22 protein-coding genes are annotated in these 23,524 nt (G+C 67.6%); 12 read left to right on the top strand and 10 right to left on the bottom strand.

What is annotated here, in order from left to right; genetic code table 11:
• Positions 1–28: 28 nt before the first annotated feature.
• Positions 29–1,279, bottom strand: a complete 1,251-nt coding sequence (tyrS, locus tag ASG72_RS15260; protein WP_056713673.1) for a tyrosine--tRNA ligase — start codon at positions 1,277–1,279, stop codon at positions 29–31.
• Between the two features lie 132 nt (positions 1,280–1,411).
• Positions 1,412–2,083, bottom strand: coding sequence for an alpha/beta hydrolase (locus ASG72_RS15255; RefSeq protein ID WP_056713672.1), 672 nt, complete (start codon positions 2,081–2,083; stop codon positions 1,412–1,414).
• 301 nt (positions 2,084–2,384) lie between these two features.
• Between ASG72_RS15255 and ASG72_RS15250 the strand changes: the two genes are divergently transcribed.
• The 8 genes from ASG72_RS15250 (at position 2,385) to ASG72_RS15215 (ending at position 10,219) form a co-directional block, all read left to right on the top strand.
• On the top strand, positions 2,385–3,590 hold the full coding sequence (locus ASG72_RS15250) for a cysteine desulfurase family protein (protein ID WP_056713670.1): 1,206 nt from the start codon (positions 2,385–2,387) through the stop codon (positions 3,588–3,590).
• Between the two features lie 66 nt (positions 3,591–3,656).
• Entirely contained in the window at positions 3,657–5,129 is a 1,473-nt protein-coding gene (sufB, locus tag ASG72_RS15245) for a Fe-S cluster assembly protein SufB (RefSeq protein ID WP_056713668.1), read from the top strand.
• A gap of 104 nt (positions 5,130–5,233) precedes the next feature.
• Complete coding sequence (sufC, locus tag ASG72_RS15240; RefSeq protein WP_056713666.1) at positions 5,234–5,986, top strand: Fe-S cluster assembly ATPase SufC; 753 nt, start codon at positions 5,234–5,236, stop codon at positions 5,984–5,986.
• Complete coding sequence (gene sufD, locus ASG72_RS15235; RefSeq protein ID WP_056713665.1) at positions 5,986–7,338, top strand: Fe-S cluster assembly protein SufD; 1,353 nt, start codon at positions 5,986–5,988, stop codon at positions 7,336–7,338. The genes sufC and sufD overlap by 1 nt, the downstream gene beginning before the upstream one ends.
• Positions 7,338–7,544, top strand: coding sequence for a 4-oxalocrotonate tautomerase family protein (locus ASG72_RS15230; RefSeq protein WP_056713663.1), 207 nt, complete (start codon positions 7,338–7,340; stop codon positions 7,542–7,544). Before sufD ends, ASG72_RS15230 begins: the two co-directional genes overlap by 1 nt.
• Positions 7,541–8,794 (top strand): cysteine desulfurase, encoded by a 1,254-nt coding sequence (locus ASG72_RS15225; RefSeq protein ID WP_244488822.1) that lies wholly within the window; start codon positions 7,541–7,543, stop codon positions 8,792–8,794. Before ASG72_RS15230 ends, ASG72_RS15225 begins: the two co-directional genes overlap by 4 nt.
• A 76-nt stretch (positions 8,795–8,870) precedes the next feature.
• Complete coding sequence (locus ASG72_RS15220; protein ID WP_244488843.1) at positions 8,871–9,209, top strand: SUF system Fe-S cluster assembly protein; 339 nt, start codon at positions 8,871–8,873, stop codon at positions 9,207–9,209.
• A 119-nt stretch (positions 9,210–9,328) separates the two neighbouring features.
• Complete coding sequence (locus ASG72_RS15215) at positions 9,329–10,219, top strand: PhzF family phenazine biosynthesis protein (protein ID WP_056713652.1); 891 nt, start codon at positions 9,329–9,331, stop codon at positions 10,217–10,219.
• A 34-nt stretch (positions 10,220–10,253) separates the two neighbouring features.
• Here ASG72_RS15215 and ASG72_RS15210 read toward each other — a convergent pair whose 3' ends face one another.
• On the bottom strand, positions 10,254–11,330 hold the full coding sequence (locus ASG72_RS15210; protein ID WP_056713650.1) for a malate/lactate/ureidoglycolate dehydrogenase: 1,077 nt from the start codon (positions 11,328–11,330) through the stop codon (positions 10,254–10,256).
• Positions 11,331–11,517: 187 nt separating this feature from the next.
• On the opposite strand from ASG72_RS15210, the gene ASG72_RS15205 reads away from it, so the two are divergent.
• Positions 11,518–11,901 carry an iron-sulfur cluster assembly accessory protein gene (locus ASG72_RS15205; protein WP_056713647.1) on the top strand — a complete coding sequence of 128 codons (384 nt, stop codon included), beginning with the start codon at positions 11,518–11,520 and terminating at the stop codon, positions 11,899–11,901.
• Positions 11,902–11,964: 63 nt separating this feature from the next.
• On the opposite strand, the gene ASG72_RS15200 is transcribed toward ASG72_RS15205, so the two are convergent.
• Together ASG72_RS15200 and ASG72_RS15195 are read right to left on the bottom strand one after the other, a co-directional pair.
• On the bottom strand, positions 11,965–13,026 hold the full coding sequence (locus ASG72_RS15200) for a GGDEF domain-containing protein (protein WP_156395988.1): 1,062 nt from the start codon (positions 13,024–13,026) through the stop codon (positions 11,965–11,967).
• A 176-nt stretch (positions 13,027–13,202) separates the two neighbouring features.
• The gene (locus tag ASG72_RS15195) at positions 13,203–14,801 is read right to left on the bottom strand and encodes a DEAD/DEAH box helicase (protein WP_056713643.1); all 1,599 of its coding nucleotides are present in this window, start codon (positions 14,799–14,801) and stop codon (positions 13,203–13,205) included.
• 162 nt (positions 14,802–14,963) lie between these two features.
• Here ASG72_RS15195 and ASG72_RS15190 point away from each other — a divergent pair, with 162 nt between their 5' ends.
• On the top strand, positions 14,964–15,659 hold the full coding sequence (locus ASG72_RS15190) for an alpha/beta fold hydrolase (protein WP_056713640.1): 696 nt from the start codon (positions 14,964–14,966) through the stop codon (positions 15,657–15,659).
• A gap of 15 nt (positions 15,660–15,674) precedes the next feature.
• Here ASG72_RS15190 and ASG72_RS15185 read toward each other — a convergent pair whose 3' ends face one another.
• Positions 15,675–15,935 (bottom strand): hypothetical protein, encoded by a 261-nt coding sequence (locus ASG72_RS15185; protein ID WP_056713637.1) that lies wholly within the window; start codon positions 15,933–15,935, stop codon positions 15,675–15,677.
• 145 nt (positions 15,936–16,080) lie between these two features.
• Positions 16,081–18,189: a DNA topoisomerase IV subunit B gene (gene parE, locus ASG72_RS15180; RefSeq protein WP_082540371.1), complete on the bottom strand. Its 2,109-nt coding sequence runs from the start codon at positions 18,187–18,189 to the stop codon at positions 16,081–16,083.
• Positions 18,190–18,455: 266 nt separating this feature from the next.
• Between parE and ASG72_RS15175 the strand changes: the two genes are divergently transcribed.
• Both ASG72_RS15175 and ASG72_RS15170 read left to right on the top strand, forming a co-directional pair.
• Positions 18,456–18,653, top strand: a complete 198-nt coding sequence (locus ASG72_RS15175) for a hypothetical protein (RefSeq protein WP_156395987.1) — start codon at positions 18,456–18,458, stop codon at positions 18,651–18,653.
• 111 nt (positions 18,654–18,764) lie between these two features.
• Positions 18,765–20,174, top strand: a complete 1,410-nt coding sequence (locus ASG72_RS15170) for a hypothetical protein (RefSeq protein WP_156395986.1) — start codon at positions 18,765–18,767, stop codon at positions 20,172–20,174.
• 26 nt (positions 20,175–20,200) lie between these two features.
• On the opposite strand, the gene ASG72_RS15165 is transcribed toward ASG72_RS15170, so the two are convergent.
• The 3 genes from ASG72_RS15165 to ASG72_RS15155 form a co-directional block, all read right to left on the bottom strand.
• Positions 20,201–21,337, bottom strand: a complete 1,137-nt coding sequence (locus ASG72_RS15165; protein WP_056713629.1) for a glycosyltransferase — start codon at positions 21,335–21,337, stop codon at positions 20,201–20,203.
• A gap of 263 nt (positions 21,338–21,600) precedes the next feature.
• Positions 21,601–23,010: a type I glutamate--ammonia ligase gene (glnA, locus tag ASG72_RS15160; RefSeq protein WP_056713625.1), complete on the bottom strand. Its 1,410-nt coding sequence runs from the start codon at positions 23,008–23,010 to the stop codon at positions 21,601–21,603.
• 96 nt (positions 23,011–23,106) lie between these two features.
• Positions 23,107–23,445, bottom strand: a complete 339-nt coding sequence (locus ASG72_RS15155; protein WP_056713621.1) for a P-II family nitrogen regulator — start codon at positions 23,443–23,445, stop codon at positions 23,107–23,109.
• Between the last annotated feature and the right edge of the window lie 79 nt (positions 23,446–23,524).

The following is a 23,524-nucleotide window of genomic DNA, read 5'->3' as shown; positions in this document are numbered from 1 at the left end:
GAGCGATGCGCGCTCCGGCCCGGCAGCCTTATTCCGGGCGCAGCAGCACGTGCTTCTTCTTGCCGAAGGAGAGCTTGATCACGCCCTCCTTCGTCAGATCGGCCTCGCCGAGCAGCGCGCGCTCATCGGCGACGGCGACGTCGTTGACCCGCAGGCCGCCCGCCTTGACCTGGCGGCGCGCCTCGCCGGTCGACGGCACGAGCCCGGCCTTGACGAAGGCGGTGAGCACGCCGAGCCCGGAGAGCTCCGCGCGCGGCAGGCCGATGCTCGGCAGATCCTCGGCCATCGCCCCGTCCTCGAAGGTCTTGCGGGCGGTCTCCGCCGCAGCCTCGGCCGCCGCGCGGCCATGGACGATGGCGGTGATCTCGGTCGCCAGGATCTTCTTGGCCTCGTTGATCTCGGCGCCGCCGAGCGCGGCGAGCTTCGCGATCTCAGCGAGCGGCATCCGGGTGAACACCTTCAGGAAGCGGCCGACATCGGCGTCCTCGGTGTTGCGGAAATATTGCCAGAAATCATAGGGGCTGAAGACGTCGCCGTTCAGCCAGACCGCGCCATTGGCGGTCTTCCCCATCTTCTGGCCGGAGGCCGTGGTCAGCAGCGGCGTCGTCACCGCATAGAGCTGCGGCCCGCCCATGCGGTGCGAGAGATCGACGCCGTTGATGATGTTGCCCCATTGATCGGAGCCGCCCATCTGCAGCCGGCAGCCATAGCGCCGGTTGAGCTCGACGAAGTCGTAGCCCTGCATGATCATGTAGTTGAATTCGAGGAAGGACAGCGACTGGTCGCGGTCCAGCCGCAGCTTCACCGAATCGAAGGAGAGCATGCGGTTGACCGAGAAGTGCCGGCCGACATCGCGCAGGAACTCGACATAGTTCAGCTTCAGCAGCCAATCGGCGTTGTTGACCATCAGCGCATCGGTGGGGCCGTCGCCATAGCGCAGGATCCGGCCGAAGACCCGCTTGATGCTCTCGATATTGGCCGCGATCTCCTCGACCGAGAGCAGCTTGCGCTGCTCGTCGCGGAAGGAGGGATCGCCGACCATGGAGGTGCCGCCGCCCATCAGCGTGATCGGCCGGTGCCCGGTCTCCTGGAACCAGTAGAGCAGGGTGACGGTGATCAGATTGCCGATATGGATCGAGGTCGCCGTGGCGTCATAGCCGACATAGGCGGTCTGCACGCCCTGGCGGCAGAGCGCATCGAGCCCCTCGGGATCGGCGACCTGATGGATCAGGCCACGCTCGTCGAGCACGCGCAGGAAGTCGGATTTGAAGGCGGTCATGGCTTGGCTCGTTCGTCTCTCGGGTCCCTCGCTCGGCGCGCCGGGCGAGGCCCGATCGCGCAGGAGGGCGCTGGAGCTCGCCGGCGACGCCGCAGGGTACGGCGCCCCGGCAGGCAGGGCTGGGCCGGCGGCTCAGACCTGCTCCTGCTCGGATTTCAGGGTTTCGGGGCCGACCATGCGGTCGAGATAGGCGCCGACCTGGCTCATCAGCACATCGACCTTGCCGTCGAAGAAATGGTTCGCGCCCTCGACCACGGTGTGCTCGATCTGGATGCCCTTCTGGGTCTTCACCTTCTCGATCACCGCCATCACCTCCTTGACCGGGGCGACGCGATCCTCCGAGCCGTGCACGAACAGGCCCGAGGAGGGGCAGGGCGCCAGGAAGGAGAAATCATAGCGGTTGGCCATCGCCGCCACCGACAGGAAACCCTCGATCTCGGGGCGGCGCATCAGCAGCTGCATGCCGATCCAGGCGCCGAAGGAGACGCCGGTGATCCAGCAGCTCTTGGCCTCGGGGTTGAGCGCCTGCATCCAGTCCAGCGCCGCCGCGGCATCGGACAGCTCACCCGCGCCATGGTCGAAATGACCCTGGCTGCGGCCGACCCCGCGAAAATTGAAGCGCAACGCCGAGAAGCCGCGATTCACGAACGTATAGAACAGGTTGTAGACGATCTGGTTGTTCATCGTCCCGCCGAATTGCGGGTGGGGATGCAGGATGATCGCCAGCGGCGCGCCGCGCTTCTTGGCGGGCTGGTAGCGCCCCTCGATCCGGCCTGCGGGCCCGTTGAAGATCACCTCTGGCATCGTCTGGTCGCCTTTTGCTGAGGCTGGGCCGCGACGAGAGGCAAAATGGCGCGAAATCGCCATCGCGTTTGCCCGCTCGCCCTTGACGGCCCCGCCGCTCGCGCCCTACATCAAGCGCTTAGAATAGTTCTAACAGCCGTGAACGGACCGGGAACAGTGACGCCGCCTGCACATCTGGCGCTGTCGGCTCCCGGCCGCGATGGCTCGGAGGGCGGGCTATAGCACGGCGCAGGGGAGCAATTTCAAGCTTTTCCTGCCTGGCCGCCCTGGCATGAACGGACCGGAGCCTCAGATCCAAGCCATGGCTGCTGCGCGCGCCTATCTCGACCATAATGCCACGACCCCGGTTCGTCCCGAGGTCGCGCAGGCGATGGCGCGCGCCCTGACCGATCTGCCCGGCAACGCCTCCTCCGTGCATGGCGAGGGTCGTGCGGCGCGGGCCGCGATCGAACAGGCGCGAGAGCGGGTCGCGGCGCTGGTCGGCGCGCGGGCTGGCGAGGTGGTGTTCACCAGCGGCGGGACCGAGGCGAACGCCATGATCCTGTCGCCTGCGCTGATGGATTGCGATGGCGGGCGCGACTGCGTGCGCGTGCCGTCGAGCCTGCTGCTGCACGGGGCCACCGAACATGCCTGCGTTCGCGAAGGCCATCGTTTCGCAGCTTCCGCGGCCGAGGCGATCCCGGTCGATGGCGACGGCCTGGTCCGGCTCGACTGGCTCGAGGCCAGGCTGACGAGGCTGCAGCGCGAGGCGCCGGGCGCCCGGGCCCTGGTCTCGCTGCATCTGGCCAATAACGAGACCGGCGTGATCCAGCCGCTCGCCGCGGTCGTGGCGCTGGCGCGGCGGTTCGGGGCGCTGGTCCATAGCGACGCCGTCCAGGCCGCCGGCAAGATTGCGATCGACATCACGGCGCTCGGCATCGACGCGCTGACGCTGTCCGCGCATAAGTTCGGCGGCCCCAAGGGCGTCGGCGCCGTCATCCTGCGCAGCGGCGCGCTCGAGCTCGCCGACCGGCTGCTGCGCGGCGGCGGCCAGGAGCGCGGCTGGCGCGCGGGCACGGAGAACGTGCCGGGGATCGTCGGCATGGGCGTCGCCGCCGAGATGGCGGGCCAAGCCTTGTCTCAGGAGACGCAGCGCCTGCGGCCCTTGCGGGATCGGCTCGAGGCGGGGCTGAAGAGCGTGGCGCCGGGCACGGTCGTGTTCGGCGAGGGCGCTCCGCGCCTGCCGAACACCAGCGCCTTCGCGACGCCGGGGCTGAGCGCCGAGACGGTGCTGATCAAGCTCGACCTCGCGGGGATCGCGCTGTCCTCCGGCTCGGCCTGCTCATCCGGCAAGGTCAGGCGCTCGCATGTGCTGGACGCCATGGGAATCGACCCTGCCATGAGCAGAGGGGCCTTGCGCGCGAGCCTCGGCTGGACCACCTCGGGGGAAGACATCGAACGGGTTCTGGCGGCCTATGCGAAAGCGGCGGCCGGCGCGACAGGGGGGACGGCCCGGGCGGCAGCCTGAACCGGATAACCCAACGAGACGTAGACACACCGGCGGGCCTTGAACCCGCGACTGGAGAGTAGGCAGATGGCAGCGGTCCAGGAGACCATCGATCAGGTCAAGTCGATCGACGTGACCGAGTACAAATACGGCTTCGTCACCGATATCGAGATGGAGAAGCCGGCCAAGGGGCTGACCGAGGACACGGTTCGCTACATCTCGGCCCGCAAGAACGAGCCGGACTGGATGCTGGAATGGCGGCTCGACGCCTTCCGCCGCTGGAAGACCATGACCGAGCCGAACTGGGCGCGGGTCAACTATCCGCCGATCGACTATCAGGACATCTATTATTACGCCGCGCCCAAGAGCGGCGGCTCGCCCAAATCGCTGGACGAGGTCGATCCCGCGATTCTCGAGACCTACAAGAAGCTCGGCATCCCGCTGCGCGAGCAGGAGATCTTGGCCGGCGTGGCTCCGGAGAACCGCGTCGCGGTCGATGCGGTGTTCGATTCGGTCTCGGTCGTGACCACTTTCAAGAAGGAGCTGGCCGAGGCCGGCGTGATCTTCTGCTCGATCTCGGACGCCATCCACGAGCATCCGGAGCTGGTCAGGAAATATCTCGCCACCGTGGTGCCGGTGACCGACAATTATTTCGCGACGCTGAACTGCGCCGTCTTCACCGACGGCTCATTCGTCTACATCCCGAAGGGCGTCCGCTGCCCGATGGAGCTCTCCACCTATTTCCGCATCAACGAGCAGAATACCGGGCAGTTCGAGCGCACGCTGATCATCGCGGATGAAGGCTCCTATGTCAGCTATCTCGAGGGCTGCACGGCCCCGAAGCGCGACGAGAACCAGCTGCACGCCGCGGTGGTCGAGCTGATCGCGCTCGACGATGCCGAGATCAAATATTCGACCGTGCAGAACTGGTACCCCGGCGATGCCGAGGGCAAGGGCGGCATCTATAATTTCGTCACCAAGCGCGGCGATTGCCGCGGGCGGAACTCGAAGATCTCCTGGACGCAGGTCGAGACCGGCTCGGCGATCACCTGGAAATACCCGTCCTGCATCCTGCGCGGCGACGGTTCGCGCGGCGAGTTCTACTCGATCGCGGTGTCGAACGGTGCGCAGCAGGTCGATTCCGGCACGAAGATGATCCATCTCGGCCGCAACACCACCTCCAAGATCATCGCCAAGGGCATCGCGGCGGGCAAATCCGACTCGACCTATCGCGGCATGGTCTCCGCCCATCGCAAGGCGACCGGCGCCCGCAACTTCACCAATTGCGACTCGCTGCTGATCGGCGACCAATGCGGTGCGCATACGGTCCCCTATATCGAGGCCAAGACCGGCTCGGCGATCTTCGAGCATGAGGCGACGACCTCGAAGATCGGCGAGGACCAGCTGTTCTATTGCCAACAGCGCGGCCTGTCCGAGGAAGAGGCGGTGGCGCTGATCGTCAACGGCTTCGTCAAGGAAGTGCTGCAGCAGCTGCCGATGGAATTCGCCGTCGAGGCGCAGAAGCTGATCACGATCTCGCTGGAAGGCTCGGTCGGCTGATTTGAACCAGCCCCCATCCGCGGGACGGATGGGGGTCGCACTGGAAGCACCCTTCGAGACGCGCAGGCGCTTCTCAGGGTGAGGGCTCACGAAAGAACCAAACCATGCTCGAAATTCGCAATCTCGTCGTCAAGATCGCCGATGAGGACAAGCAGATCCTCAATGGCCTCAACCTCACCGTGAACGATGGCGAGGTCGCCGCGATCATGGGGCCGAACGGCTCCGGCAAGTCGACGCTGAGCTATGTCATCGCCGGCAAGGAGGATTACGAGGTCCTGGACGGCGAGATCCTGCTCAATGGCGAGAACGTGCTGGAGATGGAGGCCGATCAGCGCGCCGCCGCCGGCATCTTCCTGGCCTTCCAGTATCCGCTGGAAATCCCGGGCGTCGCCACCATGACCTTCCTGAAGGCGGCGATGAACGCCCAGCGCAAGGCGCGCGGCGAGGCCGAGCTGCTGACGCCGGACTTCATCAAGCGCGTCAACGCCGCGGCCGACCGGCTCGGGATCGCCAAGGACATGCTGCGCCGGCCGCTCAATGTCGGCTTCTCCGGCGGCGAGAAGAAGCGGATGGAAATTTTGCAGATGGCGCTGCTGGCGCCGTCCATGTGCATCCTGGACGAGACCGATTCCGGCCTCGACATCGACGCGCTGCGCATCGTCTCCGAGGGCGTCAACGCGCTGCGCGACAAGAGCCGCGGCTTCCTGGTGATCACGCATTACCAGCGCCTGCTCGACCATATCGTGCCCGATACCGTGCATGTCATGTCGCGGGGGCGGATCGTGAAGACGGGCGGCAAGGAACTGGCGCTCGAGCTCGAGAAGAACGGCTACGCCGCCTATGCGGAGGCCGCCTGATGGCCATCGTCACGCCGCTCAGGACCGCTGCCGAACAGCAGCTGGTCGAGCAGTTCGCCAATGTGAAGGCGGAGCTGCCGGGCGCTCCCTCGGTCCGCCGGCTGCGCGAGGCCGCCTTCGCCGGCTTCGAGGCCAAGGGCCTGCCCAATCGCCGGCTCGAAGCCTGGCGCTATACCGATCTGCGCGGCCTGCTGCGCGAGGCCAAGCCGCTGGCCCGGCCCGCCGCCGACAACGCCGCGGCGCGCGCCCGGCTCGCCGAGCTGAACCTGCCCGGGGTCCGGCTGGTGCTGGTCGACGGCAATTTCGCGCCGGCCCTATCGACTCTGGCCGAATTGCCGGCGGGGATCGTCATCCAGCCGCTGACCGAGGCGCTGGTCTCGGCCCGCAGCGACCTGCCGCGCATCCTGACCGGGCCGGTGGTCGCCGAGGGCGATGCCGGGCTGATGCTGAACACGGCGCTGATGCGCGACGGCGTCTTCATCGAGATCGCCGACGGGGTCGACCTCGCCGAGCCGATCGCGATCGTCTCGCTCTCCAGCGGCGAGGCCGAGGCGGCCTTCTTCCACCGTTCGGTGGTGCTGGTGGGCGCCCATGCCAAGGCGACGATCGTCGAGATCAGCGAAAGCCTGGGAGCGAAGGCGGCGCAGATCAACGGCGCGCTGATCTTCGAGACGGGCGATGGCAGCGAGGTGCAGCATCTGCGCCTGGTCACCCGCCAGGCCGAGCAGAGCGTGCAGGTGCTGAGCCTGCTGGCGACCGTCGGCGCCCAGGCGAAATTCGACAGTTTCGCGCTGGCCTGCGACGCGGCGACGCTGCGCCAGCAGCATTTCGTGCGCTATGCCGGCGAGCACAGCGAGATCGGGCTGCGCGGCGTCAACCTGATCGATCGCACCGAGCACACCGATGTGACGCTGGTCATGGACCATGCCGTGCCGCATGGCACCAGCCGCGAATTGTTCAAGACGATCATCGGCGGGGAGGGCACCGGCGTCTTCCAAGGCAAGGTGATCGTGCGGCAATACGCGCAGAAGACCGATGGCGGCATGAAGAGCAACACGCTGCTGCTGAACGACGGCGCAACGATGTTCAACAAGCCGGAGCTCGAGATCTTCGCCGACGACGTGGTCTGCGGCCATGGCGCCACCGTTGCGCAGATGGATGCCGATCAGCTGTTCTATCTGATGGCCCGCGGCCTGCCGCGGCAGCAGGCCGAGGCGCTGGTGCTGCAGGCCTTCGCCGGCGAGGCGGTGGAGTTCGTGCAGGACGAGACGCTGCGCGAGCTGGTGATGGCCGAGATCGAGCGCTGGCTGCAGGGCCGCCGCGACACCGTGTCGGTGGGAGAAGCCGGCTGATGCCCTATGTCAATCTCCAGATCACGAAGGGCGCCTCGCGCGAGCAGAAGGCCGAGATCGTCAAGGAGTTCACCGCGACGCTGGTGCGCGTCCTCGGCAAGAACCCGGAGACGACGCATATCGTGATCCAGGAGATCGAGCGCTCGGATTGGGGCCATGCCGGCGCTCTTGTCGACGAGCCGCGCGAGGCGGGAAAAAGGGAATGACGATGACGGACGGCGCGCCCGCGGCAATGCCCTATGACGTCGCGGCCGTGCGCCGGGATTTCCCGATCTTGTCGCGCTCGGTCTATGGCAAGCCGCTGGTCTATCTCGACAATGCCGCGTCCGCGCAAAAGCCGGAGGCGGTGATCGAGGCGATGACGCGGCTGATGCGCGAGGATTACGCCAATGTCCATCGCGGGCTGCACTACCTCGCCAACGCCTCGACCGAGGCCTATGAGGGCGCGCGCGAAAGCGCCCGGACATTCCTCAACGCCGCGCATATCGAGGAGATCGTCTTCACGCGCTCCTCGACCGGGGCGCTGAACACGGTCGCCTCCTCGCTCGGGCGCCATCTCAAGATCCAGGAGGGTGACGAGATCATCCTCTCCATCCTCGAGCATCATTCCAACATCGTGCCCTGGCATTACTGGCGGGAGGCGCATGGCGCCGTCATCCGCTGGGCGCCGGTCGACGAGGACGGCAATTTCCTGCTCGAGGAATTCGAGAAGCTGATCTCGCCGCGCACCAAGGTGGTGTCGCTCACGCATATGTCGAACGCCATCGGCACGATCCTGCCGATCGCCGAGATCGCCCGGATCTGCCAGAGCTACAAGATCCCGCTCGTCGTCGACGGCAGCCAGAGCGCCGTGCATCTGCCGGTCGACGTGCAGGCGCTGGGCTGCGACTTCTTCTGCTTCACCGGCCACAAAACCTATGGGCCCACCGGATCGGGCGTGCTCTGGGGCAAGCGCGAATGGCTGGAGGTCCTGCCGCCCTATGAGGGCGGCGGCGAGATGATCGTCACGGTCAGCGAAGACACGGTGACCTATAACGACCCGCCGCATCGCTTCGAGGCCGGTACGCCGGCGATCATCGAGGCGGTCGGGCTGGGCGCCGGGCTCGACTACATGATGGCGCTGGGCCGCGACCGGATCGCCGCCCATGAGGCGTCCTTGCGCGACTACGCCATGCAGCGGCTCGGCGAGATGAACTCGATCCGGATCTTCGGCAAGGCCGAGGAGAAGGGCGCGATCATCGCCTTCGAGATGAAGGGGGCGCATGCGCATGATGTCGCGACCGTGATCGATCGGTCCGGCGTCGCCGTAAGGGCTGGCACCCATTGCGCTATGCCGCTTCTGGCCCGATATGGAGTGACATCGACCTGTCGCGCCTCCTTCGGCCTCTACAACACGCTCGAGGAAGTGGATAGGCTGGTCGAAGCCCTTCGCAAGGCCGAGAGCCTGTTCGCCTGAACGGCACCCGGACGACGAGACGGAAAAGCCGATGACCGACACTGCCGCCGACGAGCTGAAGCCGAACGCCCCGACGATGGGAGCGAGCGCCGGCCTGCCGCCCGAGGAGATCGACCGCCTGACCGACGATATCATCGCCGCGCTGAAGACGGTCTACGATCCCGAGATCCCCTCCGACATCTACGAGCTCGGGCTGATCTACCGCGTCGACATCGCCGATGACCGCGTAGTGACGATCGACATGACGCTGACCGCGCCGGGCTGCCCGGTGGCGGGCGAGATGCCGGGCTGGGTCGAGAACGCCGTCGGCGCCGTCCCGGGCGTCGCCGCGGTGAGCGTCAACATGACGTTCGATCCGCCCTGGGACCAGTCGCGCATGTCGGACGAGGCGCGCGTCGCCCTCGACATGTGGTAGCGCCGGCGCGGCGCTTCGCCATCGGTGATGCCTGCCATCACCACAGTTGATTATCCGCAGGCGCCGCGACGCGGCATGGATAGGGCGATGCGCGGGGGGCCGCGCCGCCGGAGCCTGCGATGCGCAAATTCGCCTTTGAGACCGTCGATGTCTTCACCGGGACCCGCTTCGGCGGCAACCAGCTCGCCGTCTTCACCGATGCGCGGGGCCTGAGCGACAGCGAGATGCAATCGCTCGCGGCGGAGATGAACTACAGCGAGACGACCTTCGTCCTGCCGCCTTCGGACCCGGCCAATACGGCCCGGGTGCGGATCTTCACGCGCAGCCATGAAATGCCCTTCGCCGGGCATCCCAATGTCGGCACCGCCTTCGTGCTGGCGAGACATGGCCGCGACGACGCCGGTGTTCTGCGCTTCGAGGAGATGGCCGGGCTCGTGACGGTGAAGGTCAAGGCCGATGCCGGCGGCGAGGTCCGGGGCGCGGTGATCGACGCGCCGCAACCGCTCTCGACGAGCGTGGAGCTGCCGCCGGAGGCGATCGCCGCCTGTGCCGGTCTCGACCCCTCCGATATCCTGATCGACGCCCACAGGCCGATCCGCGCCTCCGTCGGCGTGCATTTCGTGCTGGCCCAGCTGCGGCCCGAGGCGCTGTCCCGGGCGACGCCCGATCTCGGCCAGTTCCGCTCGGTGCTGCAGGCGACCCCGGCGCTGGAGGGCCGCTTCTCGCTCTTCCTCTATGTGCGCGACAGCGACACCACGATCCGCGCCCGGATGTTCGCGCCGCTGGGCGGCACCTGGGAAGATCCGGCGACCGGCAGCGCCAGCGCCACGCTCGCCGCGCTGCTGCTGTCGCTGGACGGTGGCGACGCGGCAGTGTTTTCGCTGATCCAGGGCGTCGAGATGAAGCGGCCGAGTAAGCTCGACCTGACCGCCTGGCGCAGCGAAGACGGCATCCGCGCCAGCGTGGGCGGCGATTGCGTGGCGGTGCTGCGCGGGGAAGCGCTGCTCTGAGGGGCGGGGCCTCGCCGAATAGCCTGGCCGCGTCTCAGAAGGCCTCGGCATCGATGCCGTAGCGCCTTGCGGCGGCGGCGATCTGCGACCAGGTCTCGTCATCGAGCGGGATGCCGTCGCGACCCCGGGCGAGGCGCATGGCACGCTCCTTGTCGCCGGGCGCCAGCACCGGGTTCGCCGGGTCCTGGGGCGCGGCGGCGCGCACGAAAGCCAGGTAGCTCTCGATGCGCTGCTTGCGCTGCGCCGCGTCCGGCTCGAGCCGGGCCGGGTCGATCAGCACGGCGAAGAGCGAGTTGATGATCCAGCTCTTCTGTGGCTTCTGGTCGATGCGTGCGGCGCCCATCAGCCCGGCCGAGAGCAGCTCCGCGATCAGCGACAGGCCCGCGCCCTTATGGTCGCCGAAGGGCAGCAGCGCGCCCAGCCGCTCATCGCCATGGATCCCGTGCTGGAAGACGTGGCGCGGCTCGGTGGTCGGCCGGCCCTCGCCATCGATGATATAGCCCTCGGGCACCGGCTCGCCCTTGTTCAGCGCGACCCGCGCCTTGCCGTGAGCCATGCGGCTGGTGGCGAAATCCAGGATGATCGGGTCGCTCTCCGGCACCGGGATGCCGATGGCGTGGGGGTTGGTGCCGAAGCGCGCTTCCTTCGCCGCGAAAGGAGCGACGATCGGCGGGCGGCCGGCGACATTGACCCAGAACATCGAGAGCAGCCCGGCCTCGGCCGCGACCTCGGCATAATGGCCGATCCGCCCGATATGATGCGCGTCGAGCAGGTTCAGTATGGCGACGCCGCCGGCCTGCGCCATGGTGCAGGCCTGCTCCACCGCCTGGCGCGCGGCCGGCTGGCCGAGCGCGACATGGGCGTCGACGATCAGGAACGGCGCCAGGGTATTGCGCGCGAGGGGCTGCGAGGAGGGCGAGAGATTGCCGTCGAGCAGCGACTGGAAATAGAGCGGCAGCATGCCGACGCCATGGCTGTCATGGCCGCTGAGATTGGCCAGCACAAGATGATGCGCAGTCTCGCGCGCCTCGGCTTCCGTCCAGCCGGCCTTGACGATCATCGCATGGACGAGCGCCTGGACGGATTGCGCGCGGTGCAGTCGGTAGGTCATGGGCTCGGCCGTGGCTGGAGTGCTTTGTGACAGGGCGTCACAGTGCCCCAGCCCGTACGGCCTGCAAAGCAGCGGAGCCGGGAGGCGGGAATGCGATGCGCTCCCTCGACCTTTCCCTTGGGGATCACTATGTTAGGGGCGCAATCCTGTTTCATCGGGCCTTGAACCCGAGTGAGGAAGGACGAGGATGTTTTCTGTACCCGGCTTGAAAGTCGTCTCGCTGACGGATGCGGCGGCGGCGCGCATTCGCGAGATCATGGCGCATTCCGCAGCCGATGCGGACGCGGCCCCGGCGCTCGGCCTGCGGGTCGGCGTGAAGAAGGGCGGCTGCGCCGGCATGGAATACACGTTCGAGGTCGCGCGCGAGGCGAATCGCGGCGATGAGGTCGTGACCGAAAAGGATGCGACCGTGATCGTCGACGCCAAGGCCGTGCTGTTCCTGCTCGGCACCGAGCTCGATTTCCGATCGGACAAATTCTCCTCGACCTTCGTCTTCAACAACCCGAACCAGGTCTCGGCCTGCGGTTGCGGCGAATCGGTCGAGATCAAGCCGCGCGCGGCGACCGCCTGAGCGGCTTCGCCTGCGGCGGGCGCCCGAGCGCCTGCGATGTCGTGAAGCGTTCGGACGTCGCGGTCAGGCGACCCGGCCGAGGGCGGAATCCAGCGCATCCTCGGTGACGGTGCGGTTGCGGCCTTCGCGCTTGGCCTGCATCAGCGCCTGGTCGGCCCGCTCGACCAGGGAGCTCGCAGTATCGCCGCGACGATAGCCGGCGACGCCGAGCGAAATGGTGATGCGGCCGAGATTCTCGTTGGTGGAGCGCTTGATCAGCTCGCGGGTCAGCAGCGCCTGGCGCACGGTCTCGGCCCCGAACTTGCCGGCGACCACATCGGATTCCGGCAGGATGATCGCGAATTCCTCGCCGCCGAAGCGGGTGATGACCGCCTTGTCCTTGAACTTGTCCTTCATGGTGCGCGCTACCAGGCGCAGCACCTGGTCGCCAGTGAGGTGGCCATGGGCATCGTTGAACTTCTTGAAGAAGTCGATATCGGCCATGACCAGCGCGAAGGGCTCGCGCCGCAAGGTCGCCTGATCGATCGATTTCTGCAGCATCTCCTCGAAATGCCGGCGGTTGGCCAGGCCCGTCAGCGGATCGGTCAGCGCTTCGGCGCGCGTCGTCTCGAGCGCCTCGCGGAGATTGCGGATCTCGCTGGAGGAATCACGCAGCTGGCTTTCGAGCTGGGTCTTGCGCGTCACCTCCTCTCGCGTCGACATCACCAGCGCCTCGACCCATTCGCGCAGCTTCTGCCGGTCGGCCGCGGGCGGCACCTCCTCCGACATCGCGGCGAGGCGACCATGATAGCGCTCGCTGGAATCGAGCGCCTTGTCGACCAGCGCCATCAGCCCGTCGATCTCGCCCAGCACCTGCAGGCTGGTCCGCTCGGCCTGGCGCGCCAGGCGCTCGGTGCCGATGAAGCGCTCGTAGAGATTGTCGATATCGGCCATGCCGACCACGCCGTCGCTGCTGGCGATGATCGCGTTCATCGCCATGCTGACCGCCGGCATCTCACCGCTGATATGGGCGTACCAGACCTCGAAGGCCCGTGGGTAGCCGGGCGAACCATGCCGGCGCATCGCCGCCACGACCCGGTCGGCTATGTCGCAAGACGCGTTCGAAACCTGCGTAGAGTCGCTCATGCACCACCGCCCGAACCGGGGCTCGCACGGCGCGCCGTGTCGACCCCGCAACATCTGCGAATCGGGACATCCTGTCCGGAGTACGGTGGCGTTCGCCGTTTCGTCAGCCGCTGCTTGCCGCAGCGTCGAGACAGAGTTTCGTCCTTAACGCGTTAATTTGAAGTTGATGCGACAGATTATCCGATCTTGACGGGGCGCATCAGGAAGGCCGGAACATGGTCGCCCAGCCCCTTGACCTTCGGTCCCTCGTCATCGTCGCGCCGGCGCGGCTCGGGCCGGGGCGCGCCATTGCGGACGGGAGCGGCCTTGGACGCGGCCTGGCGTGCGGCCGGCTCGCGCTGGGAGGATTCGCGCTTCGACGATTCACGCGGCGCGGAATCGCGCGGGGCGGGATCGCGGGGAGCCGAGTCGCGCGGGGCGGGGGCCTCGCCCCTGATCTTGGTCTTCACCGGCGCATCCTGTCCGGCGCTGCGGCGGCGCGGCGCCGGCTCGGCATCCGCGGTCATCTCGATCTTGATCGGGCGGGGTGCGCGCTCTTCCTCGGCACGGGCTCCGCGCTCGGGACGGCCGCGGCCGCCGCGGGCCGGCTTGCGATCGTCGCCGCGACGTCCGCTGCGCTCCTCGCGCGGGGCGCCGGGCGGCAGATCGGCCAGCCCCGGCCCTTCCCAGGGGATCGGCTTGCCGATCAGTTTCTCGATGGCGGACAGCAGCTTGTCGTCATGTCTCGTCACGATGGTGAAGGCGGCGCCCTCACGTCCCGCGCGGCCGGTGCGTCCGATGCGGTGGACGTAATCCTCGGCATGGGTCGGCACGTCGAAATTGAAGACATGGCTCACGGCCGGGATGTCGAGACCGCGGGCGGCGACGTCGCTCGCCACGAGGATCGGGAATTCGCCGGTGCGGAACGAATCCAGCGCCGCCATGCGGGCGTACTGGTCCATGTCGCCATGCAGGGCCACGGCCGGAAAACCGTGCTTGACCAGTGATTTGTGCAAGGTCGCTACATCGCGCTTGCGGTTGCAGAACACGATCGCGTTCTGCAGCTCCTTCGCCTCGTTGATGAGCCGGCGCAGCGTTTCGCGCTTCTCGAAATCCTGGCTGTTGGTGGCGATCAGCCGCTGGGTGATGGTGGCGGCCGCGGTGGCGGGACGCGACGCCTCGATACGGACCGGGTTGTGCAGGAACTGCTCGCTGATCCGCGTGATCTCGGGCGGCATGGTGGCGGTGAAGAACAGCGTCTGGCGGGTGAAGGGCACCAGCTTGCAGACGCGCTCGATATCCGGGATGAAGCCCATGTCGAGCATGCGGTCGGCCTCGTCGATGACGAGCAGTTCGACGCCGGTCAGCAGCAGCTTGCCGCGTTCGACATGATCGAGCAGCCGGCCCGGCGTGGCGATCAGCACGTCGACGCCGCGGGTGATCTTGGCGTCCTGATCGCCGAAGGAGACGCCGCCGATCAGCAGGGCGACCGAGAGCTTCTGGTTGACGCCGTAGCGGGAGAAATTCTCCTCGACCTGCGCCGCCAATTCGCGTGTCGGCTCCAGGATCAGCGTGCGCGGCATTCTCGCGCGGGCGCGGCCGTTCTCCAGGATCGTCAGCATCGGCAGAGTAAAGGCGGCGGTCTTGCCGGTGCCGGTCTGGGCGATGCCGAGGACGTCGCGGCGGGCCAGAACGTGGGGAATAGCCTGGGCTTGGATTGGGGTCGGCGTGGTGTAACCTGCGGTGGTGACCGCGGTGAGAACCTTATCGCTGAGGCCGAGTTCGGCAAATGACATAGAATGATGCGCTTCTTCAGGGTCGGTTACGCGTGGCGGGATGACCTGATCAACCGCGACGGTGGCGCGACATCTCTTTCCAGCGCGCCTTCGGACTTCCGTCCAATGCAGAAAAAGCGCGGCTAAGTCAATAAACTAGAACAGGATGGACCGTAACGCCCCATGCTCGAACCGCTCGTCTTGATCCCCGGCCTGAACTGCACGGCCGATCTCTATGCTCCGCAATGGCCGGCGCTCGCGCCCGGACGCATGATCCTGGTCGCCGATCACCGCGCCGACGAGACGCTCAGCGCGATCGTCTCGCGCCTGCTCGCGGCCGCTCCCCCGCGTTTCGCGCTGTGCGGCCTGTCGATGGGCGGCTACATCGCCTTCGAGGTGATGCGGCAGGCGCCGGAGCGGGTGACGCGGCTGGCCCTGCTCGATACCAGCGCCAAGCCGGCGACGCCCGAGACCAATCAGCCGCGGGAGCAGATGATCGCGCTGGCGGAGAAGGGGGCCTTCGACAATGTGACGACGCTGCTCTGGCAGCGCCTGGTCGCGCCCTCCCGCCTCACCGACGAGGCGCTGCGGCTGCGGGTCCGGCAGATGGCGGAGGAGGTGGGGCCGGATGGGTTCGTCCGCCAGCAGCGGGCGATCATGGGCCGGCCGGATTCGCGCCCCGTGCTGGCGGGGATCGCGGTCCCGACGCTGGTGCTGGTGGGGGAGGAGGATCTGATCACGCCGGTGGCGGAGGCGCGGGAGATCGCGGATGGGATCGGCGCGGCGGCGCGACTACGCGTCGTGCCCGGCTGCGGCCATCTCTCGACGATCGAGGCGCCGGAGGCGCTGACGCGCGAGCTGGTGGATTGGCTGGGCTGAGCGGCCGGGCCGCTGTCAGCGCGTCGCCACGCAGGGATCGAGCCTCGTCTCGCCGGCGCGCTTCTGCAGCGAGCCGGTGATCATCGGATCCGTCGGCTTGCCCTGCGAGGCGGCGGAGGCGAGCTGCGTCAGCCGATCGGAGTCGAGCGTCGCCGCCTGCTGGGAGACGAAATTCGCGGCGATCACCGAGAGGAAGGCGATCGCGACCGCGGCCTTTGCGATATCCCCGGCGAAACCGCCGCGCTCATCCCTGAAGAACCTGTCGATCAGCCGCATCGGGCTCTCCGCAATCCAAGGCCAAGTCGACCTTGCGGCAGTATCGCGGATCAGCCGTAAAAAGATGGTTAGCGAAGCCTTGCCGAAGCCGACGCCATTGCCGGATTTGTGGTGATCGCCGGCGCTGATCGCCGGCGCGGCCGGATCACAGGTCGATCAGTTCGCCGGCGAATGCGGCGCGCTCCTGGATGAAGACGAAGCGGGCCTCGGGCTTGTTGCCCATCAGTCGCTCCACCGTGTCGGAGGTCTCGTCGCGGGCCTCGTGCTCGACCATGACCTTCAGCAGGATCCGCTTGGCGGGATCCATGGTGGTCTCCTTGAGCTGCGCCGGCATCATCTCGCCCAGGCCCTTGAAGCGGCTGATCTCCGGCTTCTTGCCCTTGAAGATCGAGGCGATCAGCTCGTCCTTATGGGCGTCGTTGCGGGCATAGACGCTCTTGCCGCCCTGCTGCAGCCGGTAGAGCGGCGGTACGGCGAGATAGAGATGCCCCTTCTCGATCAGCCGCGGCATCTGGCGCCAGAAGAAGGTGACGAGCAGCGAGGCGATATGGGCGCCGTCGACATCGGCGTCGGTCATCACGATGATCTTCTCGTAACGCAGATCATCCTCGCGGAACTGGCTGCCGATCCCGCAGCCCAGCGCCAGGATCAGGTCGGCGAGCTGCTGGTTCTGGTTGAGCTTGTCGCGCGTCGCATTGGCGACGTTCAGGATCTTGCCGCGCAGCGGCAGGATCGCCTGGGTCGCGCGGTTGCGCGCCTGCTTGGCCGAGCCGCCGGCGGAATCGCCCTCGACGATGAAGAGCTCCGAGCCTTTCGCGCCGGCATTGCTGCAATCGGCGAGCTTGCCGGGCAGGCGCAGCTTGCGCGTCGCGGTCTTGCGCGAGACCTCCTTCTCGAGGCGGCGGCGCAGGCGCTCCTCCGCCCGGTCCACCGACCAGTCGAGCAGGCGCAGCGCCTGCTGGGGGGCGGCGGCGAGCCAATGGTCGAAGGCGTCGCGCACGGCGTTCTCGACGATGCGCGCCGCCTCCAGCGTCGCCAGCTTGTCCTTGGTCTGGCCCTGGAATTCCGGCTCGCGGATGAAGACCGAGAGCATCGCGGCGCAGGTCGCCATGACGTCGTCGGAGGTCACCTGCGCCATGCGCTTGCTCTGGCCGATCCGCTCGGCATGGTCGCGCAGGCCGCGCAGCAGCGCGATGCGCAGGCCCTGCTCATGGGTGCCGCCCTCGGGGGTCGGGATGGTGTTGCAATAGGAGGAGGAAAAACCGTCCTCGCCGGTGGCGAGCCAGGCGATCGCCCATTCCAGCGAGCCATGGCTGCCGTCGCGGGTGATCTTGCCGGAGAAGATCGGCTCCGCCACCAGGTCCTTGCCCTCGATCTCGCGGGCGAGATAGTCGCGCAGGCCGCCGGGGAATTTGAACACGGCCTCGGGCGCGACATCGCCTTCCGGCTTCAGCAGAGCGGGCGCGCAGCGCCAGCGGATCTCGACCCCGCCGAACAGATAGGCCTTCGAGCGCGCCATGCGGAACAGCCGCGCCGGCACGAACTGCGCGCCCTCGCCGAAGATCTGCGCATCGGGGTGAAAGCGGACGCGGGTGCCGCGGCGGTTGGCGACCTGGCCGACGGTCTCCAGCGGTCCCTGCGGCAGTCCGCGCGAAAACAGCTGCCGGTACAGCATCTTGCCGCGGGCGACCTCGACCTCGAGCCGGTCCGACAGCGCGTTCACCACGGAGACGCCGACGCCGTGCAGGCCGCCGGAGGTCTCATAGGCCTTGGAGTCGAATTTGCCGCCGGCGTGCAGCGTAGTCATGATGACTTCGAGCGCCGATTTGCCCGGGAATTTCGGATGCGGATCGATCGGGATGCCGCGGCCATTATCCGTAACCGCGATCGAGCCGTCCTCGAGCAGCTCGACATCGATGAAGCTGGCATGGCCGGCCACGGCCTCGTCCATCGCATTGTCGATCACCTCGGCGAAGAGATGGTGCAGCGCGCGCTCGTCGGTGCCGCCGATATACATCCCCGGCCGGCGCCGCACCGGCTCCAGCCCTTCGAGCACCTCGATGGCCGAGGCGTCGTAGCTGGTCTCGGACAGGGTGCCGTTGCGGGGCGGCGGCGCGGCCGCCGGCTGCGGCAGGCGGGTCGCGGCCGAGGCGGGCTCGACATGCGGAAGGCCCGGCCTGGCGCGCCCGGGCCGGGGCGCCGGCGTCTCCGGCCGCTCCGGTTCCGTGCCGAACAGATCGCCGTTCTCCACCATCGTGTCCGCGAGGCTCCTGATTCGTGACTGCAAATGATAGCCCAGATGGCGCGGCCTGCGCGCTGCGGCTCTTCCTACAGCCATGGCCGTCCGGAGGGAACCGTTGCGCGGAACTTGTCACCGGCTTGTCACGCGGGAAAGGCGAGGTGGATTGGAACCGAATCGTTCAGCCCGCATTAAGTGGCGCAGGGCGAGACTGGGTCACGCATCGCATCTGGGCATCGCGCCCGGCTTCGCTATGCTGGCTGCGATTGGGGGGAATAGCCGTGGCTTATGGACCTTTGCTGCCGAGCGTCAGGCTCGCTGGTCTCGAGCGCAGGGCCCGCTTCGCGGGCGAGGCCTTCGGGCATGAGGAGTTTTCGGGTCCGGGCGGCTGGCGCGACGCCTTGCTGCGCCTGCGCCTGCCGGCGCTGATCGGGTTCGGGCTGGTGCTGCTCGGCATCGGGATCTCCACGCTGGTCTGAGCGGCCCGCACCTCGCCGTAGCGGAATCTCAACCTTTCTTCGCCACTGCTGGGCCGCCGGGGCACCGCTCCCTGCCGCCCGCAGGCTGCCTCGGCGAGTGGATGAGACGCGATGGCGCAACTGGCTGCGATGGCCGCGTATTTCTTCCAGGCCGCCGTCGCGCTGGGGCTGGTGCTCGCGGTCTCGCGGATCCTGCCGCCCGAACACTTCACCGTCTATTCCTTCTTCATCGCGATCACCCAGCTCGGCGCCATCGCCGGCTTCGAATGGCTGCGCTCGGCCTGCAGCCGCTTCTACCCCGGCGCCACAGCTGCGAGCGAGGCGGAGGAGGGGCGGGCGCTGCGCTTCGGCGGGCTGGCGAGCGCGCTGCTGACGACTGCGGCTGGCGCGGCGGCCTTCGCGGCGGGATTGCCGGCCACGCTCGCCCTGCTCGGGACCTGTGTCACGATCATGCAGGGGGCGAGCGACCTGCATCTGGCGATGCTGCGGTTCAGGCTGCAGTTCCAGGCCTTCTCCTGGCTGCAGAGCCTGCGTTCTGTGGTCACTGCCGGCGCCACGCTCGCCGGCGCGATCCTCGGCCAGAGCGCCGAGGCTGCGGCGCTGGGGCTGGTCTGCGGTTATCTCGCCTATGTCGTCGCGGCGATGATCGTCTCACGCGGCTTCGGAAGTCTCGCGCCGATGCCGCGCCTGGCGCTGGTGCGCAAGCATCTGGTCTATGGCGGGGTCTCGACCGGCGCCTCGATCGCCACTCTGCTGGCGCCGATCGGGCTGAAGACGCTGCTGACTTCGGTGCTCGGCGCTTCCGGGGCGGCCGGCGCGCTGCTTGCGATCGATCTCGTGCAGCGCCCGGCGATGATGGTGGTCCAGGCGGTGCAGGGCGCCTGCTATCCCCAGATCGTGCATCTCTATGACCGGGTGCCCGGCTCGCAGAATCTCTCGGTCCGGCTCGGGCATTATTACGGGCTGCAGACCGGGCTGACGCTGATGACGGCGGCGGGGCTGCTGGCCGTGCTCGGGCCTGCGACGCTGTTCCTGGTGTCGCCCGCGCTGCAGCCGGGCTTCCTGCGGGCCGCGCCCTATATCGTCGCGATCGCCGCCATCAGGGCGCTGAGCCAGACGATGCTGCCGACCCCCGCCCATCTCTCGCGGCGGCTCTCGACCATCGGCTTCCTCGCCGTGGCGGATTGCCTGCTGCTCAACGCCGCCGCGGCCGCCGCCATGCTGATCTTCGGAAGCAGTGATGCGGTTCTTCTGGCCGGCGCGGCGGCGGGCGCCGGACTCGCCGCATTGCCGGGGCTGTTCCTGCTGAAGACCCTGCCGTTCCGCCTACCCTATGCGCCGCTCCTTCTGGCGGCGACGGGGCTCGCCGCCGCCGCCTTGCTGGCGGGGTCGCGCGCGCCCACGCCCTTGCAGAGCGCGGTGGCGATCCTGTCGGTCGCGCTGTTCAGCGCGCCTGCGCTGTTTCTGCTGCTGCGCGGCCTGCGCGAGGCGCGGATCGGCGAGCCGGCCACGCCGCTCTGAGGAGCGTGCCGGCTCGGGGAGGGCGGCTAGGCGCCCGCCGCGATGCCGTCATAGAAGGCGAGATGCGCCGCCGCCGCTTCCGTCCAGCTCGCGCTGAGATCGACGCTCACAGCCTCGGCCTGATGGGCATGGGCCGCGAGCACGGCGTCGGCGAACATCTCCGGCGTGGCGTCGACCGGACAGAGCACGGTGGCGGGGCTGTCGATCTTGGCGCGCAGAGAGGGCGAGGCGGCGAATTCGTCGGCACGCTCGGGCAGGGTGGAGACGAGGGGCCTGGCGATCTGGCTGACAGCGAGGAAACTGCCGCGGCGGGTGCTGATCCCGTCGGTGAAGGGCAGCAGGAAGACGTCGGCCGCCGAGAGCGTCGCCATCAGCTCGCTCTCATCGTCGATGCGGCCGCGGAAATCGAGCCATTCGACCACGTCGAGCTCGCGCGCCAGGCTGAGGAACGCCTCGCGGTCATGCGGCTTGTCCCAGAGGAAATCGCCGCAGACCAGCAGCCGCGCCTTGGTGCCGGTGCGGTGCAGCGCGGCCAGCGTCCGCAACAGAATGTCCGGCCGCTTGCTGGCATAGAGGACGCCGAAGAAGCCGATCACCAGCTCGGCCTGCGCCGGGCCGGAGCCGCGCAGCCGCAGCCGTTCCTCGGCGACGCGCTGCGGGTCGATCCGCGGCGGCATGATGTTGGGGCCGATCGGGATGACCGGCGCCGCCGCCTTTTTGGCCGCGCCGACCAGCGGCGTTGTCAGAAAGCTCTCGCGTTGCTGCCGCGACACCAGGATGAACCCGTCGGTGGCGAGCACGTCGGGGATCATCGAGAGATGGCGCAGCCGGTTCAGCGACTGCCATTCATGCAGGGTGGTGACGATGCGGCCGCGGCGGGTCGTCAGGCGGGCCGCCATCAGCGCCGAGCCGGGCAGGATGGCATTGCCCCAGCCTTCGATCGGGAGTTGGAAATGCGCGATGCTGCCGGCCCGCAGCACCTCGGCGATGGCGCCGATGAAGGCGGCGGGGCTGTCGGGCTCGACCATGCGCAGGCTGACGAAACCGGGCCGCTGCGCATTGACCGCCTCGCTCAGCCGCCGCGCATAATCCATCACGGCGCAGGTGACGGGTTTCGCCGAGCCGAAGATGACGACGGGGGTGGGGGAGGTGAGGGCGTGCATGCGCATCCGTGCCGTGCGGAGGAGTGAGCGGTCACAGCCTGTCGCACAGTTTTCCTAAACTTGCGTTGTGGCAGGCGGCCGTCTCCAGCGGGGGCACCGAACGCTAGCAACATTCCGCTACGGAACCCTTAAATCGCGTCAGCCGTCGCTCGCGGGTCGCAAACGCGAAAAAGCCGGGGTGTCGCCACCCCGGCTCGGACGTCGGACCGCGACACGCGCGGCCGGGAGGATGATGACGGCCGGCGCCAGGCCGGCCGAAACCCTCAGTAGGAGTAGTACATCGCGAACTCGACCGGGTGCGGCGTCATTTCGAAACGCGCCACATCCTGCATCTTCAGCTCGATATAGCTCTCGATGAAGTCGTCGTTGAAGACGCCGCCGGCCTTGAGATAGGCGTTGTCCTTCTTCAGCGAATCCAGCGCCTCGCGCAGCGAACCGCAGACCGTCGGGATCTTCTTCAGCTCCTTCGGGGGGAGGTCATAGAGATCCTTGTCCATGGCCGGGCCGGGATCGATCTTGTTCACGATGCCGTCGAGGCCGGCCATCAGCATGGCGGCGAAGGCGAGATAGGGGTTCGCCATCGGATCGGGGAAGCGGACCTCGACGCGCTTGGCCTTGGGCGAGGTCGTCCACGGGATGCGGCAGGAGGCCGAGCGGTTGCGCGCGGAATAGGCGAGCAGCACCGGCGCCTCATAGCCCGGGACCAGCCGCTTATAGGAGTTGGTCGAGGGGTTGGTGAAGGCGTTCAGCGACTTGGCGTGCTTGATGATGCCGCCGATGTACCACAGGCACTCCTGCGACAGGTCGGCATATTTGTTGCCGGCCATGATCGGCTTGCCGGCCTTCCAGATCGACTGGTGGACGTGCATGCCCGAGCCATTGTCGCCATAGATCGGCTTCGGCATGAAGGTCGCGGTCTTGCCGTAGCTGTGCGCGACGTTGTGGATCGCATATTTATAGATCTGCATCTGGTCGGCCATATGCGTGAGCGTGTCGAACTTCATGCCGAGTTCGTGCTGCGCGGAGGCGACTTCGTGGTGGTGCTTCTCGACCTTGACGCCCATGGCCGCCATGGCCGCCAGCATCTCGCCGCGCATGTCCTGGGCGGAATCCTGCGGCGGGACGGGGAAATAGCCGCCCTTGGTGGCGATGCGGTGGCCGAGATTGCCGCCCTCGTAATCGGTCATGCCGTTGATCGGCAGCTCGACATTGTCCAGCTTGAAACCGGTGTTGTAGGGGTCGGCGGCGATCTTGACGTCGTCGAAGACGAAGAACTCGGCCTCAGGGCCGACATAGATGGTGTCGCCGATGCCGGTCGACTTCAGATAGGCTTCGGCCTTGCGGGCGATGCCGCGCGGATCGCGGTTATAGGGCTCGCCGGTGCCGGGCTCGAGCACGTCGCAGGTGATCGACATCGTCGCGGCGGAGAAGAACGGATCCATGACCGCCGTCGTCGGATCGGGCATCAGCAGCATGTCGGATTCGTTGATCGCCTTCCAGCCGGCGATCGACGAGCCGTCGAACATCGTGCCCTCGGCGAAGATATCCTCGTCGATCATGGTGACGTCGAAGGTCACGTGCTGCCACTTGCCGCGCGGGTCGGTGAAGCGGAAGTCGACATACTTGACGTCGTTGTCCTTGATCGCCTTGAGGACGTCCTTGGCGTTATTCATCTCTGCATTCCTCTCGCAAGCAGTCGTTCGTGTTTGACGCGCCGCGGCCTTGCTCGGAGCCGGGGCGCGGGACCTTCGATGTTCGGGATGACGCCCTCAGATGGCGTCCGAACCGGTTTCGCCGGTGCGGATGCGGATCGCCCCTTCGACCGACGATACAAAAATCTTGCCATCGCCGATCCGGCCGGTCTGCGCCGCCTTCTTGATGGCCTCGATGGCGCCCTCGACCATTTCATCGGCGAGGACGATCTCGATTTTGACCTTGGGCAGGAAGTCGACCACGTATTCGGCGCCGCGATACAGCTCGGTATGGCCCTTCTGCCGACCGAACCCCTTCGCCTCGAGCACGGTGATCCCCTGCAGGCCGACCTCCTGCAGAGCCTCCTTCACCTCGTCCAGCTTGAACGGCTTGATGATCGCCTCGATCTTCTTCATGCGCCGACCCGCCTCCTTGACCTGACACCGGCCGGTAGCGAGCCCGGCCGCGGGCGTTCGGCGCTGGCCTCGCGCCTGC

Source organism: Allobosea sp. Leaf344 (assembly GCF_001426225.1).
Taxonomy (GTDB): Bacteria; Pseudomonadota; Alphaproteobacteria; order Rhizobiales; family Beijerinckiaceae; genus Allobosea.
The sequence above is the reverse complement of the archived record's forward strand: the minus strand, read 5'-3'. Positions and strand labels throughout refer to the sequence as shown.